This is a genomic window from Janthinobacterium sp. GW822-FHT07H10 (assembly GCF_058798675.1).
The window spans coordinates 126798-152032 of record NZ_JBXAKS010000003.1 but is presented as its reverse complement, the minus strand read 5'-3'; the positions used below and the strand labels follow the sequence as shown (position 1 = coordinate 152032).

The following is a 25235-nucleotide window of genomic DNA, read 5'->3' as shown; positions in this document are numbered from 1 at the left end:
AGCAGGGCGGCTCTGGCGGGACCAAGACTGACCGTGGGTCTACATTGTGTGGATTCTTCGGCTTAAGTTGGGAAAGAGAATACTATGATTCAAACTGAAAGCCGGCTCGAAGTGGCTGACAATACCGGTGCCAAAGAAGTAATGTGCATCAAGGTATTGGGCGGCTCCAAGCGCCGTTATGCTGGCATTGGCGATGTGATCAAGGTAACCGTTAAGGTTGCTGCGCCACGTGGCCGTGTCAAAAAAGGTGAAATTTATAACGCCGTGGTTGTGCGCACCGCTAAAGGTGTTCGCCGCCAAGACGGTTCCCTGGTGAAGTTCGACGGCAATGCCGCCGTACTGTTGAACGCCAAGCTGGAACCGATCGGTACCCGTATTTTTGGACCTGTCACGCGCGAACTGCGCACTGAGAAGTTCATGAAAATCGTGTCCCTGGCACCGGAAGTCCTGTAAGGAGTCGTAATGGATAAGATTCGTAAAAACGACGAAGTCATCGTTCTGACCGGGAAAGACAAGGGCAAACGTGGTGTGGTACAGCAGCGTATCGATGCTGAACATATCGTGGTTGACGGCATTAACATCGCTAAAAAAGCGACTAAGCCAAACCCGATGACTGGCGTAACTGGTGGTATCGTCGATAAGACCATGCCAATTCACGTGTCCAACGTTGCATTGTTTAATGCAGCGACTGGCAAGGCAGATCGCGTGGGTTTCAAAGAAGTGGATGGCAAAAAAGTCCGCGTCTTTAAATCCTCCGGCGAAGTAGTGAAGGCTTAAGAAATCATGGCACGTCTCCAAGAATTCTATAAAGAAAAAGTCGTTGCCGACCTGACCAGCAAGTTTGGTTACAAGTCGGTAATGGAAGTTCCACGCCTGACCAAGATCACCCTGAACATGGGTGTTGGTGAGGCTATCGCGGATAAAAAAGTTCTCGAGCACGCTGTTGCTGACTTGACCAAGATCGCCGGCCAGAAGCCAGTGACCACCAAGTCCCGCAAAGCTATCGCAGGCTTCAAAATCCGTGAAGGTTATCCGATCGGTACGATGGTCACCCTGCGCGGCGCTCGCATGTACGAGTTCCTGGATCGCTTCATTACCGTGGCTCTGCCGCGCGTACGCGATTTCCGTGGTGTGAACGGCCGTGCATTTGATGGTCGTGGTAACTACAACATCGGTGTCAAGGAACAGATCATCTTCCCTGAGATCGAGTACGACAAGATTGACGCGTTGCGCGGTATGAATATCAGCATCACGACAACCGCTAAGACCGACGATGAAGCCAAAGCGCTCCTCGCCGCCTTTAAATTCCCGTTCAGAAACTGAGATCATGGCAAAATTGGCACTGATTAACCGTGAGCAAAAGCGTGTAGACCTGGCTGCGAAATTCGCCGTCAAACGCGCTGCGCTGAAGGCCATCGTTGATGACCAGTCGAAATCGGAAGAAGAGCGTTACGAAGCGCGCTTGAAACTGCAAGCGCTGCCACGTAACTCGAATCCGACGCGTCAACGTAACCGTTGCGCAATCACCGGTCGTCCGCGCGGCACATTCCGTAAATTCGGTCTGGGTCGTATCAAGCTCCGTGAATTCGCCATGCGTGGTGAAATTCCGGGTATGACAAAAGCAAGCTGGTAATAGGAGAATATGCAATGAGTATGAGCGATCCTATCGCCGATATGCTGACCCGCATTCGCAACGCACAAGGCGTGCAAAAAACGACCGTGGCCATGCCATCGTCGAAAGTCAAAATTGCGATTGCCAACGTCCTGAAGGACGAGGGTTACATTGAAGATTTCGCTGTTGCCGAAGCTGGTGGCAAGGCGGAACTGAAGATCGGTTTGAAGTATTATGTTGGCCGTCCCGTTATTGAGCGCTTGGAGCGCGTGTCCCGTCCGGGTCTGCGCGTCTACAAGGGTAAAGACGAGATCCCTGTTGTGATGAATGGCTTGGGTGTGGCGATCGTGTCGACTCCGCAAGGCGTCATGACTGACCGCAAAGCACGCGCTACCGGTGTCGGCGGCGAAGTTATTTGCTACGTGGCTTAAGGAGTTACACATGTCTCGAGTAGCTAAAATGCCTATCGTAGTGCCAGCTGGCGCCGAAGTCGCCATCTCCGCACAAGCGATCACCGTAAAAGGCCCGCTGGGCGTGCTTTCCCAAGCCCTCACCGGCCTGGTCAAAGTAGAAAACAATGCAGGAACCCTGAGTTTCGACGTGGCGAACGACAGCCGCGAAGCCAATGCCATGTCCGGCACGCTGCGCGCACTGGTCAACAACATGGTTGTTGGCGTCACCAAGGGTTTCGAGAAAAAGCTGAACCTGGTAGGCGTGGGTTACAAGGCGCAAGCTCAAGGCGACAAGCTGAATCTGTCCCTGGGTTTCTCGCACCCTGTAGTGCATGACATGCCAGCCGGCGTTACCTGCGCAACACCAACCCCGACCGAGATCCTGATTAAAGGTATCGACCGTCAACAGGTTGGCCAGGTAGCCGCTGAAGTTCGTGCTTACCGCGCTCCTGAGCCTTATAAAGGCAAGGGCGTTCGCTATGCGGACGAAGTGGTTAAGCTTAAAGAAACCAAGAAGAAGTAATTAGGGGCTGACGATGGATAAGAAAGAATCACGGCTTCGCCGCGGACGCCAAACCCGCATCAAGATTGCGGAATTGAAAGTAAATCGCTTGTCGGTGCATCGCACCAACCTGCACATTTACGCCAACCTGATCAGCCCGGACGCTAAAGTCCTGGTTTCGGCCTCGACGGCTGAAGCGGAAGTACGCGCTGAACTGGCAGGCCAATCCGGCAAAGGCGGCAATGCCGCTGCTGCAGCCTTGATCGGCAAGCGCGTCGCTGAAAAAGCGTTGAAAGCAGGAATTACCGAAGTTGCGTTCGACCGCTCCGGTTTCCGTTACCACGGCCGTGTGAAAGCGTTGGCAGAAGCCGCACGCGAAGCCGGTCTGAAGTTCTAAGGATCAATCATGGCAAAAATGCAAGCAAAAATGCAAAGCGACAAGCCGGATGATGGCATGCGCGAAAAAATGATCGCGATCAACCGCGTGACCAAAGTGGTCAAGGGTGGTCGTATCATGGGTTTCGCCGCGCTGACCGTAGTTGGTGATGGCGATGGCCGCGTCGGCATGGGCAAGGGCAAATCGAAAGAAGTGCCAGTTGGCGTGCAGAAGGCAATGGAAGAAGCCCGTCGCAACCTGATCAAAGTACCGCTCAAAAACGGTACCTTGCATCACACGGTTGTTGGTCGTCACGGCGCCTCCAAGGTCCTGATGAACCCAGCTAAGCCTGGTACTGGCGTTATCGCTGGTGGCGCAATGCGCGCTATCTTCGAAGTGATGGGCGTGACGGACGTGGTGGCGAAATCCACCGGTTCGAACAACCCATACAACCTGGTACGCGCTACGCTGGACGGCCTGTCGAAAATGAGCACTGCTTCCGATATCGCTGCCAAACGCGGCAAGTCGGTCGAAGACATTCTGGCTTAAGGTGGACAAAATGACAAACACAGTCAAAGTGCAATTGGTCAAGGGCTTGATCGGTACGCGCGAATCGCATCGCGCTACCGTGCGCGGTCTGGGTCTGCGTCGTGTAAATTCGGTTTCCGAATTGCAAGACACCCCATCCGTACGCGGCATGATCAATAAAGTATCGTATCTCGTTAAAGTTGTCGGGTAAGCCTTCGGGCTTACACGAACGGAGCAAATCATGGAATTGAATACTATTGCACCAGCCGAAGGCGCTAAGCACTACAAGCGTCGCGTCGGTCGCGGTATCGGCTCCGGCCTGGGTAAAACCTCGGGTCGTGGTCACAAAGGTCAGAAATCGCGTTCGGGCGGCTTTCATAAAGTCGGTTTCGAAGGCGGTCAGATGCCTCTGCAACGCCGTCTGCCTAAGCGCGGTTTCAAATCGATGCACGCAACCTTCAAAGCTGAAGTGCGCCTGTCCGATCTGAACAACCTGGCTGTTGGCGATGTCGACATTCTGGTCTTGAAGCAAGCTGGCGTTCTGGGCGTGTTGGCCCGTGACGTGCGCGTGATCTTGTCCGGCGAAATCACCAAAGCGGTGAATTTGAAGGGCTTGAAAGTGTCCGCTGGCGCGAAAGCAGCCATCGAAGCAGCCGGCGGCTCGGTAGCCTGAGTTGACCGCTAACAGCTTGATCGGAGCGAAAATTGGCGACTAATCCACAACTTGCTAAAAGTGCAGCGGCCGGTTTCCCTTGGGGACGGCTCTGGTTTTTGCTTGGCGCATTGGTGGTTTATCGTATCGGTGCTCACGTCCCGGTTCCCGGGATTGACCCGACACAATTAGCCTCGCTGTTCAAGGAGCACGAAGGCGGCGTCCTGGGCATGTTCAACATGTTCTCGGGCGGTGCCTTGTCTCGTTTTACAGTGTTTGCGCTGGGTATCATGCCTTATATCTCGGCCTCGATCATCATGCAATTGCTGTCGATCGTGTCACCGCAGATGGAAGCGTTGAAAAAAGAAGGCGAAGCAGGTCGTCGCAAGATCACCCAGTACACCCGGTATTTCACGGTTGCCCTGGCACTGTTCCAAGCGTTAGGCATTGCAGTCGCACTGGAGTCGCAAGCTGGTCTGGTGTTGGAACCTGGTCTTGCATTCCGCTTCGTGACGGTCGTCACTTTGTTGACCGGAACAATGTTTTTGATGTGGTTGGGTGAGCAAATTACCGAGCGTGGCTTGGGTAATGGCATCTCGATCATCATTTTTGCCGGGATTGCAGCCGGTCTGCCGTCGGCGTTGGGTGGCTTGTTCACTCAGGTGTCGAATGGTTCGATCAGCAGCTTCAGCGCGATTTTCATCGTGATCCTGGTAGCACTGGTAACGTACTTCGTTGTATTCGTCGAACGTGGTCAGCGCAAAATATTGGTCAACTACGCGAAGCGCCAGGTAGGCAACAAGATTTATGGCGGTCAAACCAGCCATTTGCCGTTGAAGCTGAACATGGCCGGCGTGATCCCGCCGATCTTTGCTTCTTCGATCATCTTGTTCCCGGCCACTATCGTGGACTGGTTTTCAAAGGGCGCCGACAACGCTAACCCTGCGGTGCGGTTCTTGAAAGATTTGGCAGCATCGATGGGGCCTGGTGAGCCTATCCATGCGCTGTTGTACGCAGTGGCGATCGTGTTTTTCTGTTTCTTCTATACAGCGCTGGTGTTTAACAGCAAGGAAACAGCGGATAACTTGAAGAAAAGCGGTGCGTTCATTCCCGGGATCCGTCCAGGCGAACAGACAGCCCGTTACATCGACAAGATCCTGACACGCTTGACACTTGCCGGCGCAGTCTACATCACCCTGGTGTGTTTATTGCCGGAATTTATGCAAGCCCAGTGGAAAGTACCATTCTATTTCGGCGGTACTTCTTTATTGATTATTGTAGTTGTCACCATGGATTTCATGGCGCAAGTACAGAACTACGTGATGTCGCAGCAATATGATTCACTGCTGCGCAAAGCAAATTTCAAGGGCGGAATTCCGACGCGTTAAGCGCGGTAAACATACCGAATGGCAAAAGACGACGTCATACAGATGCAGGGCGAGATTCTTGAGAATCTCCCAAATGCAACATTTCGAGTGAAGCTGGAGAACGGACACGTGGTGCTCGGGCATATTTCAGGTAAAATGCGGATGAATTATATTCGCATTCTCCCTGGAGACAAGGTGACGGTGGAGTTGACGCCGTACGACCTGAGCCGAGCCCGCATTGTGTTCCGTACCAAGTAACACACTGAATCAAACCAAAGAAGCGAAAGAAAGAGCCCAAAAATGAAAGTTCTCGCATCAGTCAAGCGGATCTGCCGCAACTGCAAGATCATCAAGCGCAAAGGCGTAGTCCGCGTTATCTGCGTGGAACCACGTCACAAGCAGCGTCAAGGTTAATCGAGGAATAACAAATGGCACGTATTGCAGGGGTTAATATCCCAAATCATCAGCATACCGTTATCGGCCTGACGGCCATCTACGGTGTGGGCCGTCCACGCGCAGAGAAAATCTGTGCATCGACCGGTGTAGCAACCAACAAAAAGATCAAAGATCTGGATGACAGCGAACTGGAAAAGCTGCGCGATGAAGTAGGTAAATTCATCGTCGAAGGCGATCTGCGTCGTGAACTGTCCATGAACATCAAGCGTTTGATGGATCTGGGTTGCTACCGCGGCATGCGTCATCGTAAGGGTCTGCCTTGCCGTGGCCAGCGTACGCGTACGAACGCACGTACCCGCAAGGGACCGCGTAAAGCCGCTCAATCGCTGAAAAAATAATCCGCTAGGGAATAATTATGGCTAAGTCGCAAAATAACGCCGCATCAGCACGCGTGCGTAAAAAAGTTAAAAAGAACGTCGCTGAAGGCATCGCACATGTCCACGCATCGTTCAATAACACCATCATTACCATCACCGATCGTCAAGGCAATGCCTTGTCGTGGGCTACCTCCGGCGGTGCAGGCTTCAAGGGTTCGCGTAAATCGACCCCATTCGCAGCGCAGGTCGCCGCGGAAGCCGCTGGTAAAGTGGCTGTTGAGTGTGGCGTGAAGAACCTGGAAGTACGTATCAAGGGCCCAGGTCCTGGTCGTGAATCCGCCGTTCGCGCGCTGAACAACCTGGGCATCAAGATCACCGAGATCCAGGACGTGACGCCGGTACCGCACAACGGTTGCCGTCCACCGAAACGTCGTCGTATCTAAGATAGTGTTGCAGAGGGCGCTTCGGCGCCAGCTGCTTTGCTGTCTGTTGTAACTCAGTACAGTTGTGTGAAAACGCTGGAGCAGGGAGCCGGAAACGGTTATACTGCCCGGCTGTTCTTGCCTGTCAAATTCTGTTTGGCGGGTTTTTCGTTTTCAGCCACCGTCTGATTGAAACCAAATCAGACTAGCGCCTAACCGCATCAGTGTGTTTGATCATGCATGTGGCTGGGGCGTTATCATTTAAAAAAAGGAAGTATCGTGGCACGTTATATCGGACCTAAAGCAAAACTTTCCCGCCGTGAAGGTACAGACCTGTTCCTGAAGAGTGCACGTCGCTCGCTGGACAGCAAGTGCAAACTGGACGTCAAGCCAGGCCAGCACGGTGTCAAATCCGGCGCCCGCACCTCGGACTACGGTAACCAACTGCGCGAAAAGCAAAAAGTCAAGCGCATGTACGGCGTGCTGGAACGTCAATTCCGCCGCTACTTCGCTGAAGCAGACCGTCGTAAAGGCAACACCGGCGAAACGCTGTTGAAGTTGCTGGAAACGCGTCTGGACAACGTTTGCTACCGCATGGGCTTTGGCTCGACCCGCGCTGAAGCGCGTCAACTGGTCAGCCACAAAGCGTTCACCGTGAACGGTATCGTTGTGAACATCGCTTCGTACGCAGTTAAAGTTGGCGACATCATCGCTGTTCGTGAAAAATCGAAAAAGCAAGTGCGTATCGTTGAAGCACTGTCGCTGGCTGAACAAGTTGGTATGCCTAGCTGGGTTTCGGTTGATGCCAAGAAAATGGAAGGTACTTTCAAGTCCCTGCCAGAGCGTAACGAAATCGCTAACGACGTCAACGAATCGCTGATCGTCGAGCTGTACTCGCGTTAATAGCAGTTAGCACCACCTCCGCCCACTCGATCGAGTGGGCGTTTTACTAATGCCATCAGCCTTATCGGTGTAATGAGCCGAGGGTATTGAAAAGGACATTTCATGCAAAACAGTTTGTTGAAGCCACGTATTATCGATGTTGAAGCTCTCGGTGCAGGTCACGCCAAGGTCGTGATGGAACCGTTTGAGCGCGGCTATGGCCACACATTGGGTAACGCGTTGCGCCGCGTTCTGCTGTCGTCGATGGTGGGCTACGCGCCGACCGAAGTGACGATCGCTGGCGTCGTCCACGAATATTCCTCCCTCGATGGCGTGCAAGAAGACGTCGTCGATCTGTTGCTGAACTTGAAGGGTGTGGTTTTCAAAGTCCACAACCGCGATTCGGTAACCCTGACTCTGAAAAAAGAAGGCGAAGGCGCGATCCTGGCCTCCGACATCGACCTGCCGCATGACGTCGAACTGATCAACCCAGACCACGTGATCGCCCACCTGACCGCCGGTGGCAAGCTGGACATGCAGATCAAGGTTGAAAAAGGCCGCGGCTACGTTCCTGGTAACGTGCGTCGCCTGTCGGAAGACACGAACAAGACCATCGGCCGCATCATCCTCGATGCGTCGTTCTCGCCAGTGCGCCGTGTATCGTACTTCGTTGAATCGGCTCGCGTTGAACAGCGTACCGACCTGGACAAGCTGATCATCAACATCGAAACCAACGGCGTGATCTCGCCGGAAGAAGCGATCCGCCAGTCGGCCCGCGTCCTGGTGGACCAGTTGAATGTGTTCGCTGCCCTGGAAGGCACGGAAGCCGCTGCCGAAGCGCCATCGCGCGCACCGCTGGTCGATCCTATCCTGTTGCGTCCAGTCGACGACCTGGAGTTGACCGTGCGTTCGGCAAACTGCCTGAAAGCGGAAAACATCTACTACATCGGCGACCTGATCCAACGTTCGGAAAACGAACTGCTGAAAACGCCAAACCTGGGCCGCAAGTCCCTGAACGAAATCAAGGAAGTGCTGGCATCGCGCGGCTTGACCTTGGGCATGAAGCTGGAAAACTGGCCGCCTGCCGGCCTGGAAAAGTAATCGCAGTCACAGTATTTTGTAGCAAACTGCCTGGGACAGGTGTCCCAGGCTTTTATCTTGTAGCACCAAACCGGTCCGCGGCTGTATGGGGTTTCCCAACCAGCCGATCGAAGAACTGGAATTTAAACACTCACCGAAAGGATTTATCATGCGTCACGGTCACGGCCTCCGTAAACTGAATCGTACCTCGTCCCACCGTCTGGCAATGCTGCGCAACATGACAGTATCGCTGCTGCGTCACGAAGCGATTAAAACCACCCTGCCAAAAGCAAAAGAACTGCGCCGCGTTGTCGAGCCAATTCTGACCCTGGGCAAAACCGACTCCCTGGCAAACAAGCGTCTGGCCTTCAACCGCCTGCGCGACCGTGAAATGGTCGTCAAACTGTTCGCTGAACTGGGCCCGCGTTTCGCCAACCGTAACGGTGGTTATGTGCGTATCCTGAAAATGGGTTTCCGCGTCGGCGATAACGCTCCTATGGCGTTCGTTGAACTGATGGATCGTCCAGATACGACCGAAGCAGTTGAAGTTGCTGGCGAGTAATCCCAGTAATTGCATCTGAGAAAGCCAGGCCTAGCCTGGCTTTTTTGTTTTCTGCTGCAGCTATCCTTTCAGCGGTGTACTATTCTCCTTTCGCGCCGGCCCTGCAGCCACTGCACGCCCCGCGCGTCTCTTGTTGAATGGCACAGCTGATGCCGCAGAAAAAGGTCGTTCATGTCCCGTTTCCCCTCCAGCGCCACTGCGCGCGCCGCCCCTTTACATCAATTGCTGGCCTGGTTTGCCACCTGTCTGCTGCTGGCCATGGCCGTGTTTGGCGCGAGCCATGCCCGCGCCGACGATGAATTCCTCGATCCCGAGCTGGCTTTTAAGTTTTCCGCGCGCATGCAGGATCCATCCACCATCGCCGTCACTTACGTGATCGCCGATGGTTACTATATGTACCACGAGCGTTTCAAGTTCGAGGCGGTGGGCGCCAAGCTCGGTGTACCTGTGTATCCAGCCGGCAAGGTCAAGTTTGACGACACCTTCCAGAAGAACGTGGAAACCTTCCGCAAGACCCTGACCATCACCATCCCCGTGGAAGCGGCTGGCGCCTTCACGCTGAAGGCGACGGGCCAGGGCTGTTCCGACAAGGGCCTGTGCTATGCGCCGCAGGATGCCACGGCCCAGCTGGTAGGCGGTGGCGGCGGCCAGAGCAAGCCGCCCGGCGCCGGCCTGCCATCAAAATTCGCCTTGCCGGCCGCGCCGGCGGTCGAGACGGCGGCCGTCAACGGCCCGCAGGCGCAAGCGTCGCCTGGCGTGTCCGTGCTGAGCATTCCCCAGGCGGACATCACCAGCACGCCCGATCCCGTGGCGGTGGCGCCCGCAGCGGCCGCATCGGCGCCGCAGCAAAACGAGATGGGCAAGATCGAATCGGCACTGAAGGGCGGCAAGCTGCTGGTCATCGTGCCCCTGTTCATGCTGCTGGGCCTGGGCCTGGCCTTTACGCCGTGCGTGCTGCCGATGGTGCCTATCCTGTCGTCGATCATCGTCGGCGATGGCGCCAAGGTCAGCCGTTCGCGCGGCTTGCTGCTGTCGCTGACATATGCGCTGGGCATGGCCATCGTCTACACGGCGCTGGGCGTGGCGGCCGGCCTGGCCGGCGAAGGCCTGGCGGCCAAGCTGCAAAATCCGTGGGTGCTGGGCTTCTTTGCCCTGCTGATGGCGACGCTCTCGCTGTCGATGTTCGGTTTTTATGAGCTGCAAGTGCCGGCCTTCCTGCAAGGCAAGCTGACGTCCGTGTCGAACCAGCAATCGTCGGGCCGCCTGGCGGGCGTGTTCGTGATGGGCGCCATTTCCGCCCTGATCGTGGGCCCGTGTGTGGCCGCGCCGCTGGCCGGCGCCTTGCTGTACATCAGCCAGACGCGCGACGTCGTCATCGGCGGCAGCGCCCTGTTCGCCATGGCCGTGGGCATGAGCGTGCCCCTGATTCTGGTCGGCGTCTCGGCCGGCACCTTGCTGCCGCGCGCCGGTGCCTGGATGGATGCCGTCAAGCGCTTCTTTGGCGTGCTGCTGCTGGGCGTGGCCTGGTGGCTGGTCTCGCCCGTGCTGCCGGGCGCCGTGCAGATGCTGGGCTGGACGGTGCTGTTTGTCGGCTACGGCATGTATCTGCTGGTCGGCAACAGCGGCGCGAAAAACGCCTGGGTGGCCAAGGCCTTCGGCCTCGTGTTTGCCGTGCTGGGCGCGATGCAGCTCGTCGGCGTGGCCAGCGGTGGCCGCGACCCGCTGGCGCCGCTGGCGCACCTCGGCGGCGGACAAGTGCATGCGCAACCGTTTACGCGCGTGAAAACCGTGGCGCAGCTCGATGCTGCGCTGGCCCAGCTCGGCGGCAAGACGGCCTTGCTGGACTTTTACGCGGACTGGTGCGTATCCTGCATCGAGATGGAAAAGCTGACCTTCGTCGACCCCGCCGTGCGCGAGAAGATGGGGCAGTCCGTCCTGCTGCAGGTGGACGTGACGGCCAATGACGCCGATGACAAGGCCATGCTGAAACGTTTCCAGTTGTTTGGTCCGCCCGGCATCATCATGTTCAATCCGGAAGGACAGGAGATTGCCCAGTCGCGCGTGATCGGTTTCCAGAATGCCGCCACGTTCCTGACCTCGCTGCGCAAGCTCGATGGGCAGTAAGCGTCCACTCGCGTTGTAAACAAGAAAAGGCCTGCACTGCAGGCCTTTTTCTTTATTGCTGCCCGTTAAGCGAACTTAACCGGCTTTCGGCTGCTGCATGCCGTGGTGGCCACGATGGCCGCCATGCTTGCCGCCAGGCACGCTGTTGTCAAATACTTTCTTCTGTTCCGGCGTCAGCACGGCATAGAAGGTTTTCAGCGATGCCAGACGGCTTTCCTGGCTGGCGATGCGTTCCTTCGACATGGCGATCCATTGTTCCATGCGTTCCGGCGCCGACAGCTTGGCGAACGCTTCGCGCTTGGCTTTCCAGTCGCCGGCCGGTTTTTTCGGCGCGTTCGCGGCCGTGAAGGTGGCCCAGGCCGGTTCCTGCGCGGCCGTCAGCTTCAATTGATCGTGCAAGCGGGCTTGATACTTGGCCATGCGTTCACCGGGATTGCCGCCGCGGTGCTGGCCGCGCTGGCCATCGTGCTGCATCTTGGTGCCGGCGGCGGGCGCGCTGGCGGCCGCTTCCTGGGCGTGGACGGTCAGCGATGCCGCACCCATGCTGAGCACGCTCATGGCGATGATCATATTCTTGCGTAAGGTTTTCATTGAGGCGTTCATCTTGATTCCTTTATAAGTGATGAGAGATGCGCATGTTGCTGCACATGGGATCTATGTTGGATGCGCCATGTTTCGCCGAAGTGTCCGCTGTCAGACAGTTTGTATCTATATGTTTCTTCGGGTCTGCTATATACAAGACGATACAAATGCGCTGTGCAAGGCAGGGCGAAGTGGGGATAATTCGTACCATGGAACCCACTTCTACAATTCTCATCGTCGACGATGACCGCGATATCCGCAGCCTGCTGGCGGATTACCTGGAAACGAACGCCTACCGCACCCTGGGCGCGGCCGATGGCACGGCCATGTGGAAGATCCTCGATGAAACACGGCCCGATTTGATCGTGCTCGACTTGAACCTGCCCGGCGACGACGGCCTGACCCTGTGCCGCAAATTGCGCGCGCAATCGACGGTGCCGGTGATCATGTTGACGGCGCGCAACGAACCGCTGGACCGCATCCTGGGCCTGGAGATGGGCGCCGATGATTACCTGCCAAAGCCGTTCGAGCCGCGCGAATTGCTGGCGCGCATACGCAGCGTGCTGCGCCGTAGCCATGCGATGCCATCGAACGTGCCGTCGGACAAGGCGCAGCAAATCCGCTTCTCGGGCTGGACCCTGGACTTGACGGCGCGCCACCTGCTCAATCCCAGCGGCCTGGTGATCATGCTGTCGGGCGCGGAATTCCGTCTGCTGCGCGTGTTCCTCGAGCATCCGAACCGCGTGCTGAACCGCGACCAGCTGCTGAACCTGACCCAGGGCCGCGACGCCGACCCGTTCGACCGCTCGATCGATATCCAGATCAGCCGCTTGCGGCAAAAGCTCGGCGAGGACGCCCGCTTGCCGCAGATCATCAAGACCGTGCGCAACGGCGGCTATGTGCTGGCCGGCCAGGTCAATGTGGAGCCGCACGCGTGAGGGCCTTCCTTGGTTCGATGACGGGCCGCGTCTTCATGGTGTTGCTGTTTGGCGTGGTGGCTTCGGCCGCCCTGACGCAATGGCTGGCCGTGGGCGAACGCCAGCGAGCCCTCGAGCAATACCGCGATTACCATGCCGTCGAACGGGCCGAGCAACTGGTGATGGCGGCCGACGTGGTGCCGCTGGCGTCGCGCGCCGCGTACCTGAAAGTGGCCAACAAGGGCAGCGTGCGCCTGGAGCTGCGTCCCGATGTCGAGCATGCGCCAGGCAAGCCGACGGAGTTTTCCACCGCCCTGCAAGCGAAGCTGGGCGAAGGCTTCAGGGTCACGGCGGTGGCCGAGCGCCCGGCCGCCTGCATCCAGCCGCGCCAGTCGCCGGGCCTGTTTGGTCCCAAGCCGTGGGGCGGCACGTGCGAAAACCTCGATGTGCGCATGCAGGATGGCCATGTGCTGCGCCTGATGGTCTTGCCGCCGCGCCAGCAACCGCCGTTTGGCGAGCATAGCGACTGGGTCACCTTGCTGCCTTTCCTGATCAGCATTGCCATCCTCGCCTACCTGGTCACGCGCATGACCATGCGTCCGCTGAAACAGCTGGCGCAGGCGGCGAAAGACCTGGGCAACGACATCAACCATCCGCCGCTGACCCTGTCGGGCGCCAGCGAGATCCGCCAGGCCAGCGCCGCCTTCAATGCCATGCAGGCGCGCATCCGCCAGCATATTTCCCAGCGTACACAAATGCTGGCCGCCATCACCCACGATTTGCAGACGCCGCTGACGCGCTTGCGCTTGCGGCTGGAAAAAGTGGCCGATACGGAATTGTATGACCGCCTCGTGGGCGACCTGTCCGCCATGCAGAGCATGGTCAAGGAGGGGCTGGACCTGGCCCGCTCGATGGACAGCACGGAAGCCATGCAGGCGCTCGATCTCGATTCCCTGCTCGACAGCGTGTGTTCCGACGCTGCCGATGCGGGCCAGAAAGTGACGCTCGGCGGCCATGCGGGCATGGCCCTGATGGCGCGCCCGATTGCCATGCGGCGCTGCCTGGTCAACCTGATCGACAATGCCGTCAAATATGGCCAGCATGCGCAGGTGACGGTCGAGCGCATCGCGGGCGCGGCGCGCATCCGCATCCGCGATGGCGGACCCGGTATTGCGCCAGATCAACTGGCGAAGGTGTTCGAGCCGTTCTACCGCATCGAGACGTCGCGCTCGCGCGAATCGGGCGGCACGGGCCTCGGCCTGACCATCGCCCGCAATATCGCCGAGCAGCATGGCGCCACGGTCTTGCTGGCCAATCACGTCGACGGTGGACTGGAAGTCACCCTCATCGTGCCAGAGTATTACGCAGGAAAATGAGCGTTTCCATGCGACAATATTGCGCGTTATGCCTCCTTGGTAACTACATTCAACCTGCAGCCTTGCGCTGCGACAGCGTGACAGAACAATGAAAAAGACTAGCCTGGCAATCCTCGTGGGTGCGGCCCTGTGTATCGGTGGCGGCATCTGGTATTTCAATCATCAGTCCGCAGGTACGGCCGGCGGCCAGGAGGGCAAGGCAGGCAAGGGCGGGGCGCAGGCGCCGACCACGGTCAGCGTGGTGTTGCCCGTGCGCCAGGACGTGCCGATGCTGTTGCAGGCGAATGGCAGCGTGATGCCGATCAGCAGCGTCGACCTGCATCCGCAGACGACCAGCACGATCACCAAGGTGCATATCCGCGAAGGCCAGTTCGTCAAGCAGGGCGAGCTGATGTTTACGCTGGATGCGCGCAGCGAACACGCGAATGTCGACAAGGCGCAGGCGCAAGTGTTGCGCGACCGCGCCTCGGTGGCCGATCTTGAACGCCAGCTCAAGCGCAACCAGGATTTGCTGAGCAAGAATTTCATCGCCCAGGGCGCCGTCGACACCCTGCAAAGCCAGCTCGACGCTGCACGCGCCTTGCTGGCCGCCGACCAGGCCGCCCTGCGCGCGGCCCAGGTCGATTCCAGCTATACCGTCCTGCGCGCGCCGCAGGGTGGCCGCGTGGGCGCCATCAATGTCTACGCCGGCAGCCTCGTGCAGCCGACCACGTCCCTGACCAGCATTACCCAGCTCGATCCCATCGATGTGGCGTTCACCTTGCCTGAAAGCAGCCTGTCAGGCTTGCTGGCGGCGCAAAAGGCGGGCGAGGTGCCCGTCACGGCGCTGCTGTCGGATGCGGGCGGCAAGCAGCTCGAAGGCAAGCTGAGCTTCATCGACAATGCCGTCGATGCCTCGACGGGGGTGATCAAGGTCAAGGCCCGCTTCAACAATGGCGGCACCGACCTGTGGCCGGGCCAGTACGTGAATACGCAGCTGACCGTGCGCACGCTCAAGGATGCGCTGGTGATTCCGCAAAACGCCATCATCACCAATACCACGGGCATCTTCGTGTACTCGATGGAAGCGGATAACACGGCCAGGATGCGCAAGATTGCCCGCGTGTATGCGTTTGGGCCGAATGCCGTCGTCACGGGCTTGCAAGGCGATGAACACGTCATCGTCGATGGCAAGCAGAATCTGCGTCCGGGCAGCAAGGTGCGCCTGGCGGAAAAACACAAGGCTGCCGATGGCGCCGCCGCACCGCAGGGCAAGCCAGCATGAACCTGTCCGAACTGAGCATCCGGCGCCCCGTCATGGTGGTGCTGCTGTCCCTGAGCATCATCCTGGCCGGCGTGCTGGCCTATCTGCAAATTCCCGTGGCGGCCTTGCCAAGCTACAACACACCGGTCATCAACGTCAGCGCCGACCTGGCCGGCGCCAGTCCGGAAACCATGGCGTCCTCGGTGGCCTTGCCGCTGGAAAAGCAGTTTTCCACGATTTCCGGCCTGAGCCTGATCACGTCCACGAGTACGCTGGGCAATACCTCGCTGACCCTGGAGTTTGACGCCAGCATCAATGTCAACGAGGCGGCCGTCGACGTGCAGGCGGCCCTGCTGCGCGCGCAACGCCAGTTGCCGACGGAAATGACGGACTTGCCGTCCTACCGCAAGGTCAACCCGGCCGACGCGCCCGTGCTGTTCATCCAGCTGACGTCGCCATCGCTGAACTTGTCGGATCTCAATGATTACGCGGAAAACCTGATCGCGCCTAGCCTGTCGACACTGCCCGGTGTGGCCCAGGTCATCGTGAATGGGCAGAAACGCTTTGCCGTGCGCGTGCGCGCCCGTGCCGATTTGATGAATGCGCGCAATCTGACGATGGACGAGCTGGCCACGGCGCTGCGCACGTCGAACACGAATTCGCCGCTGGGCATCCTCGACGGTCCGAGCCAGACCCTGACCATCCAGGGCAATCCGCAAATGATGAAGGCGGCCGACTTTGCCGAACTGATCGTCGCCAGCCGCAACGGCCAGCCCGTGCGCCTGAAGGATGTGGCCGAGGTGGAGGACAGTTTCCAATCGATCAAGGCGGCCGGCAGTTTCAATGGCGAGCGCTCGATCAGCCTGATGGTGCAGCGCCAACCGGACGCCAACACCGTGCAAGTGGTCGATGGCGTGCGCCGCCTGTTGCCGGGTTTCCGGGAGCAATTGCCGCAGTCGATACAGATCAGCCTGGTCAACGACCGTTCGCTGTCGATCCGCGAAGCCATCCACGACGTCAACCTGACCCTGGCCCTGACGGTGGTGCTGGTGGTGCTGGTGATCTTCCTGTTCCTGCACCGCGCGGCGGCCACCTTCATTCCCGCCGTCACCATGCCGATTTCCCTGCTCGGCGCGCTGGCCCTGCTGTACTGGCTCGGCTATAGCCTCGACAACGTTTCGCTGCTGGGCATTACCCTGGCCGTCGGCCTGGTGGTCGACGATGCCATCGTGGTGCTGGAAAACATCGTGCGCCATATTGAAATGGGTAAGAAGCCGATTCGCGCCGCCCTGGAAGGGGCGAAAGAGATGGGCTTTACCATCATCTCGATCTCCGTCTCGCTGGTGGCCGTGTTCATCCCCATCTTCTTCATGCCGGGCGTGATCGGCTTGCTGTTCCATGAATTCGCCGTCGTCGTCTCGCTGGCCGTGCTGGTCTCGGCCATCGTTTCGCTGACCCTGGTACCGATGCTGGCCAGCCGCTTCTTGCCCGCCGATTCGCGCGAGCACAATGACAGCGACCCGAGCCACGGCGAAAAAAGCTTCATCGGCCGCCATTTCGAGGCGGGTTTTACGCGCCTGCGCAATGGCTATGTGTTTATGCTCGACAAGGCTTTGGCGCACCGCAATGTGGTGTTGGGCATTGCCGTGGTCACGTTCGCGCTGACGGTAATCCTCTACAGCACCATCCCGAAAGGCTTCTTCCCCGAGGAAGACCTGGGCCAGATCCAGGTCAACACGGAAGCGTCGGAAGATATTTCCTCGGAAGCCTTGCAGACCTTGCAGAACCGCATCGCCGACGTGATCCGCGCCGATCCCAGCGTGCAGGACGTGACCTCGTTCGTCGGCGGCGGCAATACGGGCCGCATGTTCATGGTCTTGAAACCGCGCAGCGAACGGCCGAAAATGCCGGTGGTGCTGGAAAACCTGCGCCGCGCGACGAGCGCCGTGCCCGGCATGGCCGTGTATTTCCGCCCCGTGCAGAACTTGCAGCTGGGCGGGCGCCAGAGCAAGAGCCGCTACCAGTACACCTTGCAAAGCGTCAGTCCCGACGCCTTGAATGACTGGGCGGAAAAGTTTATTGCTGGCATGCGTACCGATCCGGCCTTCCGCGACGTCACCAGCGACTCGCAGATCAAGGGCTTGCAGGCGTCGCTGAAAATCGACCGCGACAAGGCCAATCTGCTCGGCGTGCAGATGTCCGACATCCGCACGGCCCTGTACAGCGCGTTTGGCGAGCGGCAAGTATCGACCATCTATTCGTCGGCGGCCAGCTATTACGTGATCCTGGAAGCGGCCACGCCGGACCGCCAGTATGACGATGCGCTGACGCGCGTATCCGTGCGCAGCAAGTCGGGCGAACTGATCAAATTGTCCAGTATTGCTCGTGTGGAACGCACGATCGGCCCCACTTCCGTGAATCACCAGGGGCAGCTGCAGGCCGTCACGCTGGCCTTCAACCTGGCGCCGGACGTGCCGCTGGGCATCGCCACGGGCAAGATCGACGCGATGGCCAAGGACATGAACTTGCCGGCCTCCATCATCACGCGCTACGGCGGCGACGCGGCCGTCTTCCAGAGTTCGCAATCGAGCCAGATCATCCTCATCATCGCTGCGCTGGCCGTGATCTATGTGCTGCTCGGCGTCTTGTACGAAAGCTATATCCACCCGCTGACCATCCTGGCCGGCCTGCCGTCGGCCGCCGTGGGGGCATTGCTGACCCTGCGCCTGTTCGGCATGGACCTGACCATGATCGCCATCATCGGTATTTTGATGCTGATCGGTATCGTCAAGAAAAACGCCATCATGATGATCGACTTCGCCCTGCATGCGCAGCGCAATGAAGGCATGAGCCCGCCCGAAGCCATCCGCCAGGCGTGCATCCTGCGTTTCCGTCCCATCATGATGACCACGGCGGCGGCCCTGATGGGCGCCTTGCCGATCGCCCTGGGCCTGGGCGCGGGCGCCGAACTGCGCCAGCCCCTGGGCCTGGCCGTGGTGGGCGGCTTGATCTTCTCGCAAGTCATTACCCTGTTCATCACGCCCGTCATCTATCTGTTCCTGGACAAGTTCAGCGGCACGGGACCGTTGACGGACGAACAGCTGGTTGCGCTCGACAATAAGGTCTGACCGTCTGCATGGTGGACGACCGGCGCCCCGTTCCTGCGTGAATGCGGCGCCGGTTTTGTATGGGGGGTGATACATACGGTAACAACCGTCAAGGGAAGGCTCGGGTACTCTGACATCGCTGCAAGGAATGTCGCTATCCTGTACGCTTCGGGTTGGAAAGGTCGAGGAAGTGTTCCCAAAAGCAAGGGACTCTGGCACTATGGCTGCCCTGTAATGTTATTTCTTCGCTACACAGAAAGCACGATTCATTTTGCATGACACGACCCATCTGATGGCTGCCGATTCCGATTATTGCCCCACCTGCGGGCAATTGATCCAGCCACCACCGGCCTACGGGTCCAAGACCAGCACCACGCGCAAGGTTGCGCTGGGCGTGTCCGTCTTGCTGCACGTGCTGCTGGCCGCCTATGTTTTGTTTCATAGCGACAAGATCGAGAAGATTCCGCCGCCGAAGAAGGAAAGCTCGATGGTCTACATCGCGCCGCTGAAGGACAAGCCGCAACCGAAGCCGCAGCCGAAACCCACGCCGAAGCCAAAGGATACGAAGGTTGCCAAGGTGAAACCACCGCCGGCGCCGAGCAAGCGCGTGGTGACAAAGGACGTGCCGCGCGACAAGCCGAAGCTGGAAACGTATACGCCGCCACTGGTGTCGAAAGTGCCGTTGCCGCCACCGCCGGCTGAAGACATGAGTTCGATGATCGAGCAGCGCCGCAAGCAGCGCGAAGCGCAGAATCCCGCGCCGCCGGCCGAGGAAAGCGAAAACGACCGCGCCATGCGCGTGGCCAAGGCGAATATCGCCGGCGCGCAAGGGCGCAATTCCGGCAGCGACCGCGAGGATTCGGGCGGTGTGTTTTCCATCGTCAACCAGACCTCGTTCAGTGCCGAAGTCAAGTTCAAGGGCTGGAATGGCAACTTCAAGCGCAATTGGCTGAAGCAGGAAAAAGTCGAGCTGGGCAATGAGCCCGATATCGAAACGGCCATCATCAAGAAGATGATCCAGCTGATCCGTGCTGAAAAACCGGGCGATTTCGTCTGGGAATCGCGGCGCCTGGGACGCAACGTCAACCTCAGCGCCCGCGTCGAAGACACGGCCGAGCTGATGGCGTTCCTGCGCCAGGAGTTCTTTTCCGAGAAGCGGCCAGGGCCGGGACGCCGCTAAGTAGGTCGTGGGAAATTGTTGATAAGTTATTAATGGCAGAGCCGGATGCGCTGCAAGGCGCCCGTTGCGACGCAGTGCGGGCACGGCCAGCAGCGGGTAACGCCGCAGAGCGCCGGTCATGGAAGTCAGGAATCATGATCCTGTATTGCGACCTGCTGCGGCGCCAGGGGCCGCCGCAATAAAAAAGGCTGCACCGTGCGAACGGGCAGCCTTTTTGTTTGCCGCTGAAGAAAATCAGGCGGGCTTGTCTGTGCCTGCTACCGGTTCCACGTCGTCTTCCATCTCGATCAACTCGACCATCTGGGCCGCGCCGTCTTCGCTGATGCCGGCCAGTTCCATGATCTTGTCGTTGGCCTCTTCGATGCCGACGCGCTTCAGGGCCGAGAACAGTTGCACGGTGAACGGGAAGCCGATGCCGTCTTCGTCCACATAGCTGTCGAGCTTGGCTTTTGCCTGGCGCAGCGCGTTGACCGATTCATTGCGGTTGAGCTTATCGACTTTCGTCAGGATGCAGTGGATGGGCTTGCCCGTCGGGGCGAACCATTCCAGCATCTGGATGTCCAGGTCGGTGAACGGACGGCGCGAATCCATGATCAGGATCAAGCCGGCCAATTGTTCGCGGCGCTGCACGTAGTCGCCCAGCAGGCGCTGCCAGTGCAGCTTGGCCGAACCCGATACTTCCGCGTAGCCGTAGCCCGGCAAGTCGACCAGCAGGCATTCGATCTCTTCGACGATGGTGGCATCCTTGCGGTGCTGCGCCACGTGGGCGCCGCCGATGGAGAAGTAGTTGATGTGCTGGGTACGGCCAGGTGTCTTGGAGGCGAACGCCAAGCCTTTCTGATTACACAAGATGTTGATGGCGGTCGATTTACCGGCATTGGAGCGGCCGGCAAAAGCGATTTCCGGCACCGTGGTATCGGGCAGGTCACGCAATTGGTTGACGGTCGTAAAGAAGCGGGCTTGCCAGAGTTTTGACATGGGAGTAGTAAAGCAACAAAAGGGAGCGATAAGGGAGCGATAACGCCAAGAAGCTATTGTACAATAAGGGGTTGTTTATTGTTGCCGGCGTAGCAGCGATGCGGCTTGCGGCCCTGAAAATAAAGCAAAAATCCCCAGGGCGCGGCAATGTCCACCACTAATTTCTCACTGTCTCAGGGTGCCTGAATGAATCGTGCGTTTTCACCGTTTGTCCAATCCATGCTGCTCGCTTTGCTGGCTGTATCGGCAACTGCTTCCGCGGTCGAAGAACCGAAACCGGCCCACGCGCCAGCGGTCGCCGTCAAGGCAGACCCCGCCAAGGGCGCCACCCTGTATGCCGATGGCGATGCGGCGCGCGGCTTGCCCGCCTGCGTCTCCTGCCATGGCGCCGCCGGCAATTCGACCATCGCCGTCAATCCGAAGCTGGCCGGCCAGCACGAAAACTACATTTACAAGCAATTGGTCGATTTCACCACGCCGCAGCGCAACCAGCCCGTGATGACGACCTACGCGAAGATGCTCAGCGACGCCGACAAGAAGAATATCGCCGCCTACCTGGGCGCGCAGGTCTCCAAGCCGGGCGCCGCGAAGAACAAGGATACGATTGACCTGGGCAAGAAAATCTACCGCGGCGGTATTGCTGCCAAGCACGTTGCCGCCTGTGCCAGCTGTCATGGCGCGACGGGCAATGGCATTCCCGTCCAGTATCCGCGCATCGCCGGCCAACACCAGGATTACACGGTGGCCCAGCTGACCATGTTCCGCAGCACCAAGGCCGATGCCCGCAAAAACAGCGCCGAAATGCACACCATCGCTGCCCGCATGTCGGACGACGAGATCGCCGCCGTTGCCGATTACATCGCCGGCCTGAAGTAAGTTTTCATAGTGGCAAGAGATTGCCACGCGTTCCTACGCACATGAACAAGGGCGGCCGTTTCGACGGGCTGCCCTTTTTTATGGCATGCGCGAAACAGGAGTATGCTGCCGCCTTGCGCGGAGAAACTATCTGCTCCATGCCCCATTTCTTGAAGATTGCATATCCCGTATGAGTATCAACGTATGAGCACAGGCACGACCGGAATCGAGCTAAAGACCCAACGCCGCAGCCTGGCAGAATTCGTCGAGCTGGTCTCGTCGATGCGCTTTGCCATCAGCTTGCTGACCCTGATCGCCGTGGCCTCCATCATCGGCACCGTGCTCAAGCAGAACGAGCCCATGCCCAACTATGTGAACCAGTTCGGCCCGTTCTGGTTCTCCGTCTTCGACAAGCTGAGCCTGTATTCCGTGTATTCGGCCTGGTGGTTCCTCGTCATCATGGGTTTCCTGGTCGCCTCGACGTCGCTGTGCATCGTGCGCAATGCGCCGAAGATGCTGAAGGACATGCGCAGCTGGCGCGACAATGTGCGCGAACAGTCGCTGCGCAACTTCCACCACAAGGCGGAATGGCAGGCGCCGCTGCCGCGCGCCGTGCTGGCGCAGCAGATGGTGATGCGCCTGAAGGATGCCGGCTACGGCGCCAAGGTGGTGGAAAAGGACAATGCCACCCTGGTGGCCGCCAAGCGGGGCGCAGCGAACAAATGGGGCTATATCTTTGCCCACGGCGCCATCGTCATCATCTGCGTGGGCGGCTTGCTCGATTCGGAAATGCCGATCCGCGTACAGCAATGGTTCTTCGGCAAGACACCGTTCGCCGGCAGCGGCGTGATTGCCGATATTCCCGCCCAGCATCGTTTGGGCCTGGCTAACCCTACTTTCCGCGGCAATACCATGATCCCGGAAGGCTCGTCGAGCAACACGGCCATCATCCCCCAGGCCGATGGCGTGCTGATCCAGGATTTGCCGATTACCATCCTGCTGAAGAAATTCCACATCGATTTCTACAGCACGGGCATGCCCAAGCTGTTCGCCAGCGACGTGGTCGTCACCGACCATGCAACGGGCGAGACTTTCCCTGCCACCATTAAAGTCAACGAGCCGCTGCTGTACAAGGGCCTGGCCCTGTACCAGTCCAGCTTTGAAGATGGCGGCAGCAAGCTCAAGTTGACTGGTTTCCCCATGGTGGGCAAGACCACCAAGCGCTTCGATATCGGCGGCGAAGTGGGCGGCAGCACGCCGCTCGAGCGCAGCGACGGCAATTCCTATACGGTGGAATGGTCGGGTTTCCGTCCATTCAACGTGGAAAATCTCAGCGCAGGCCAGGATGTGCGCGCCGTGAGCAAGGCGGAAAGTTTCAACGAGAAATTCTCCGTGGGGCTGGACAAGCGCCTGGGCTCGGCCGCAAAGAACGCGAATAACAAGGATCTCAAGAACGTGGGGCCTTCGGTGCAATACAAATTGCGCGACAAGACGGGCCAGGCGCGCGAATACCAGAATTACATGCAGCCCGTCACGGTCGATGGTACGACGGTGTTCCTGGCCGGCATGCGCATCAATCCCAGCGACCCGTTCAGCTATCTGCGCATTCCCGCCGATGACAATTACAGCGTGACGGAATGGATGCGCTTGCGTGCCGCGTTGCAAGATCCGGAATTGCGCCAGCAGGCGGCCGCGCGCTATGCGGCGCGCGCCATGCCGCAGGCGGGCGCGGAAGCCTTGCGCAGCCAGCTGCAGGAATCGGCCGCAAAGAGCCTCGGCATCTTTGCCGGCAATGGACAAGAGGGTGGTTTCCTCGCCATTTCGCGCTTCCTGGAGAAAATTCCTGCCGCTGAGCAAGAAAAAGCGGCCGATATCTTCATGAAAATCCTCAACGGCAGCCTGTGGGACCTGTGGCAGGCGGCGCGCGCCAAGGATGGCTTGAAAGCTATCGAGGCCGATGACAAGCATGGCCGCTTCCTGCAACTGGCCACGAATGCACTGTCCGACAGCTTCTTCTATGGCGCGCCCGTGTATCTGCAACTCGACGACTTTACGGAAATCAAGGCCTCCGTGCTGCAAGTGACGCGTTCGCCGGGCAAGAGCGTCGTGTACCTCGGCTGTCTGTTCCTCGTGATCGGCGTGTTTTCCATGTTCTATATCCGCGAGCGCCGCCTGTGGGTGTGGATCAAGGATGGCGAGGGCGGCAGCGACGCCCTGATGGCCATGAGCACGCAACGCAAGACGCTGGATTTTGAAAAAGAATTTGAGACTTTGAAGGCAAAGCTGCCGCAATCGGCGTAAGCTGCGCTGTGTCTGGGACGCTTGCGCGTCGCCGGGAATGGAGAAAAATGATGGAAATGGCAAACAAGCAAATATATACGCAGGAACCGGGATTCTTTAAACGCCTGAGCCTGGTCGACTGGGTGTACGGTGCCGGCTTGCTGGCCGCAGCCCTGTTCGGTCTGGTGCACTTTGGCGCCTACATGGATATCTATGAAAAAGCCATCCTGCTGGCCTCGGCACCCACGTTTGCGTGGCTGGGCTGGTACTGGAAGCCCGTGCGCTGGCTGATCCCCGTGGCGGCCGTGCTGTCGCTGTTCGCCATCGAGCTGTACGGCGGCCACCTGGACATGGCCAACCAGAAATTCTTCCTCAAATACATACTGTCGAGCCAATCCGCCATCCTGTGGATGGGCACCTTGTTCGTGCTGTCGACCTTGTTCTACTGGATCGGCCTCGTGGCCCGCTCGGAATTCGGCTCGTCCGTCGGCTCCCTGCTGTGCTGGGCGGGCGTGGTGCTGGGCCTGACGGGCATGCTGGTGCGCTGGTACGAGTCTTACCTGATCGGCGCCGATGTGGGCCACATTCCCGTGTCGAACCTGTATGAAGTGTTCATCCTGTTTTCCCTGATCACGGCCATGTTCTACCTGTATTACGAGCAGCATTACGCGACGCGCCAGCTGGGCGCCTTCGTCATGCTGGTCATCTCGGCGGCCGTCGTGTTCCTCATGTGGTACACGGTCACGCGCGACGCGGCCGAGATCCAGCCGCTGGTGCCGGCCCTGCAAAGCTGGTGGATGAAGATCCACGTGCCGGCCAACTTCATCGGCTACGGCACGTTCGCGCTGTCGGCCATGGTCGCTTCGGCCTACCTGCTGAAATCGAGCGGCTACCTGGTCGACCGCCTGCCGTCGCTGGAAGTGCTCGACGACGTCATGTACAAGGCCATTTCCGTCGGCTTCGCTTTCTTTACGGTAGCGACCATCCTGGGCGCCCTGTGGGCAGCCGAGGCATGGGGCGGCTACTGGTCGTGGGATCCGAAGGAAACGTGGGCGCTGATCGTCTGGCTCAACTATGCGGCCTGGCTGCACATGCGCCTGATGACGGGCTTGCGCGGCCGCGTCGCCTCGTGGTGGGCGCTGGTGGGCTTGCTGGTGACGACATTCGCGTTTTTGGGTGTCAACATGTTCCTCTCCGGCCTCCATTCTTACGGCAAACTTTAAGAAGTTCCCGAGAAAAAGCCCGCGGCGGCCTTGCCTTGTCCAGCCGTACTCTGCGTACTGCCTGCGGCAAGGCGTCTTGCCCTGAACTTTTTTTGGACACTTTTCTGCATGACAGAAGCGTCATGAACGGCTTGGGAAAACTGGTGTAAGGTACATTCCATC

29 protein-coding genes are annotated in these 25235 nt (G+C 58.8%); 27 read left to right on the top strand and 2 right to left on the bottom strand.

The features are described from left to right. The first annotated feature begins 84 nt into the window (after positions 1-84). The 19 genes from rplN to dsbD all read left to right on the top strand — a co-directional run bounded on the left by rplN (position 85) and on the right by dsbD (position 11332). Positions 85-453 (top strand): 50S ribosomal protein L14, encoded by a 369-nt coding sequence (gene rplN, locus AC1RDJ_RS08455; RefSeq protein WP_008444317.1) that lies wholly within the window; start codon positions 85-87, stop codon positions 451-453. 9 nt (positions 454-462) lie between these two features. Next, positions 463-777, top strand: a complete 315-nt coding sequence (rplX, locus tag AC1RDJ_RS08450; protein WP_010394419.1) for a 50S ribosomal protein L24 — start codon at positions 463-465, stop codon at positions 775-777. A 6-nt stretch (positions 778-783) separates the two neighbouring features. Then, positions 784-1323 (top strand): 50S ribosomal protein L5, encoded by a 540-nt coding sequence (gene rplE, locus AC1RDJ_RS08445; protein ID WP_010394421.1) that lies wholly within the window; start codon positions 784-786, stop codon positions 1321-1323. Positions 1324-1327: 4 nt separating this feature from the next. Next, the gene (gene rpsN, locus AC1RDJ_RS08440) at positions 1328-1633 is read left to right on the top strand and encodes a 30S ribosomal protein S14 (protein WP_038497021.1); all 306 of its coding nucleotides are present in this window, start codon (positions 1328-1330) and stop codon (positions 1631-1633) included. A gap of 14 nt (positions 1634-1647) precedes the next feature. Next, positions 1648-2043, top strand: a complete 396-nt coding sequence (gene rpsH / locus AC1RDJ_RS08435; RefSeq protein ID WP_071325662.1) for a 30S ribosomal protein S8 — start codon at positions 1648-1650, stop codon at positions 2041-2043. Positions 2044-2053: 10 nt separating this feature from the next. Next, positions 2054-2587 (top strand): 50S ribosomal protein L6, encoded by a 534-nt coding sequence (gene rplF, locus AC1RDJ_RS08430; RefSeq protein ID WP_071325661.1) that lies wholly within the window; start codon positions 2054-2056, stop codon positions 2585-2587. A 13-nt stretch (positions 2588-2600) separates the two neighbouring features. Then, entirely contained in the window at positions 2601-2963 is a 363-nt protein-coding gene (gene rplR / locus AC1RDJ_RS08425; RefSeq protein ID WP_010394431.1) for a 50S ribosomal protein L18, read from the top strand. Between the two features lie 9 nt (positions 2964-2972). After that, complete coding sequence (rpsE, locus tag AC1RDJ_RS08420) at positions 2973-3491, top strand: 30S ribosomal protein S5 (protein ID WP_010394433.1); 519 nt, start codon at positions 2973-2975, stop codon at positions 3489-3491. A gap of 10 nt (positions 3492-3501) precedes the next feature. Beyond that, positions 3502-3681, top strand: coding sequence for a 50S ribosomal protein L30 (gene rpmD / locus AC1RDJ_RS08415; RefSeq protein WP_010394435.1), 180 nt, complete (start codon positions 3502-3504; stop codon positions 3679-3681). Positions 3682-3711: 30 nt separating this feature from the next. Continuing rightward, a complete protein-coding gene (gene rplO, locus AC1RDJ_RS08410) occupies positions 3712-4143 on the top strand; it encodes a 50S ribosomal protein L15 (protein WP_034753211.1) in 432 nt (143 codons plus the stop codon). Positions 4144-4175: 32 nt separating this feature from the next. Continuing rightward, a complete protein-coding gene (secY, locus tag AC1RDJ_RS08405) occupies positions 4176-5510 on the top strand; it encodes a preprotein translocase subunit SecY (protein ID WP_071325660.1) in 1335 nt (444 codons plus the stop codon). Positions 5511-5528: 18 nt separating this feature from the next. After that, positions 5529-5747, top strand: coding sequence for a translation initiation factor IF-1 (gene infA, locus AC1RDJ_RS08400; RefSeq protein WP_005663428.1), 219 nt, complete (start codon positions 5529-5531; stop codon positions 5745-5747). Between the two features lie 42 nt (positions 5748-5789). Continuing rightward, entirely contained in the window at positions 5790-5903 is a 114-nt protein-coding gene (gene rpmJ / locus AC1RDJ_RS08395; RefSeq protein ID WP_010394471.1) for a 50S ribosomal protein L36, read from the top strand. A 14-nt stretch (positions 5904-5917) separates the two neighbouring features. After that, positions 5918-6283: a 30S ribosomal protein S13 gene (rpsM, locus tag AC1RDJ_RS08390; RefSeq protein WP_046681666.1), complete on the top strand. Its 366-nt coding sequence runs from the start codon at positions 5918-5920 to the stop codon at positions 6281-6283. Positions 6284-6300: 17 nt separating this feature from the next. Next, positions 6301-6705 (top strand): 30S ribosomal protein S11, encoded by a 405-nt coding sequence (gene rpsK, locus AC1RDJ_RS08385; RefSeq protein WP_010394475.1) that lies wholly within the window; start codon positions 6301-6303, stop codon positions 6703-6705. 258 nt (positions 6706-6963) lie between these two features. After that, positions 6964-7587, top strand: a complete 624-nt coding sequence (rpsD, locus tag AC1RDJ_RS08380) for a 30S ribosomal protein S4 (RefSeq protein WP_071325659.1) — start codon at positions 6964-6966, stop codon at positions 7585-7587. Positions 7588-7689: 102 nt separating this feature from the next. Continuing rightward, positions 7690-8667, top strand: a complete 978-nt coding sequence (locus AC1RDJ_RS08375; protein WP_008444343.1) for a DNA-directed RNA polymerase subunit alpha — start codon at positions 7690-7692, stop codon at positions 8665-8667. Positions 8668-8815: 148 nt separating this feature from the next. After that, the gene (gene rplQ / locus AC1RDJ_RS08370; RefSeq protein ID WP_034753219.1) at positions 8816-9208 is read left to right on the top strand and encodes a 50S ribosomal protein L17; all 393 of its coding nucleotides are present in this window, start codon (positions 8816-8818) and stop codon (positions 9206-9208) included. A 171-nt stretch (positions 9209-9379) separates the two neighbouring features. Next, complete coding sequence (gene dsbD, locus AC1RDJ_RS08365; protein ID WP_493027210.1) at positions 9380-11332, top strand: protein-disulfide reductase DsbD; 1953 nt, start codon at positions 9380-9382, stop codon at positions 11330-11332. Between the two features lie 75 nt (positions 11333-11407). Here the strand turns inward: dsbD and AC1RDJ_RS08360 are convergent, their stop codons facing one another. Beyond that, complete coding sequence (locus AC1RDJ_RS08360) at positions 11408-11935, bottom strand: Spy/CpxP family protein refolding chaperone (RefSeq protein WP_493027209.1); 528 nt, start codon at positions 11933-11935, stop codon at positions 11408-11410. Positions 11936-12123: 188 nt separating this feature from the next. On the opposite strand from AC1RDJ_RS08360, the gene AC1RDJ_RS08355 reads away from it, so the two are divergent. From AC1RDJ_RS08355 to AC1RDJ_RS08335, 5 genes are all read left to right on the top strand, one after another. Continuing rightward, the gene (locus AC1RDJ_RS08355) at positions 12124-12852 is read left to right on the top strand and encodes a response regulator (RefSeq protein ID WP_034753223.1); all 729 of its coding nucleotides are present in this window, start codon (positions 12124-12126) and stop codon (positions 12850-12852) included. Then, entirely contained in the window at positions 12849-14207 is a 1359-nt protein-coding gene (locus AC1RDJ_RS08350) for an ATP-binding protein (RefSeq protein WP_071325657.1), read from the top strand. Before AC1RDJ_RS08355 ends, AC1RDJ_RS08350 begins: the two co-directional genes overlap by 4 nt. A gap of 88 nt (positions 14208-14295) precedes the next feature. Then, on the top strand, positions 14296-15471 hold the full coding sequence (locus tag AC1RDJ_RS08345) for an efflux RND transporter periplasmic adaptor subunit (protein ID WP_071325656.1): 1176 nt from the start codon (positions 14296-14298) through the stop codon (positions 15469-15471). Beyond that, positions 15468-18578: an efflux RND transporter permease subunit gene (locus tag AC1RDJ_RS08340; RefSeq protein WP_289887566.1), complete on the top strand. Its 3111-nt coding sequence runs from the start codon at positions 15468-15470 to the stop codon at positions 18576-18578. The genes AC1RDJ_RS08345 and AC1RDJ_RS08340 overlap by 4 nt, the downstream gene beginning before the upstream one ends. Before the next feature lie 271 nt (positions 18579-18849). Then, positions 18850-19737 (top strand): hypothetical protein, encoded by an 888-nt coding sequence (locus AC1RDJ_RS08335; protein ID WP_493027208.1) that lies wholly within the window; start codon positions 18850-18852, stop codon positions 19735-19737. A 234-nt stretch (positions 19738-19971) separates the two neighbouring features. Here the strand turns inward: AC1RDJ_RS08335 and yihA are convergent, their stop codons facing one another. Next, positions 19972-20715 carry a ribosome biogenesis GTP-binding protein YihA/YsxC gene (yihA, locus tag AC1RDJ_RS08330; protein WP_493027207.1) on the bottom strand — a complete coding sequence of 248 codons (744 nt, stop codon included), beginning with the start codon at positions 20713-20715 and terminating at the stop codon, positions 19972-19974. Positions 20716-20901: 186 nt separating this feature from the next. Here yihA and AC1RDJ_RS08325 point away from each other — a divergent pair, with 186 nt between their 5' ends. From AC1RDJ_RS08325 to ccsB, 3 genes are all read left to right on the top strand, one after another. Next, the gene (locus AC1RDJ_RS08325; protein WP_071325652.1) at positions 20902-21591 is read left to right on the top strand and encodes a c-type cytochrome; all 690 of its coding nucleotides are present in this window, start codon (positions 20902-20904) and stop codon (positions 21589-21591) included. A gap of 183 nt (positions 21592-21774) precedes the next feature. Then, positions 21775-23871: a cytochrome c biogenesis protein ResB gene (locus tag AC1RDJ_RS08320; RefSeq protein ID WP_493027206.1), complete on the top strand. Its 2097-nt coding sequence runs from the start codon at positions 21775-21777 to the stop codon at positions 23869-23871. Positions 23872-23921: 50 nt separating this feature from the next. Then, positions 23922-25073, top strand: coding sequence for a c-type cytochrome biogenesis protein CcsB (gene ccsB, locus AC1RDJ_RS08315; protein ID WP_493027407.1), 1152 nt, complete (start codon positions 23922-23924; stop codon positions 25071-25073). Positions 25074-25235 lie beyond the last annotated feature (162 nt).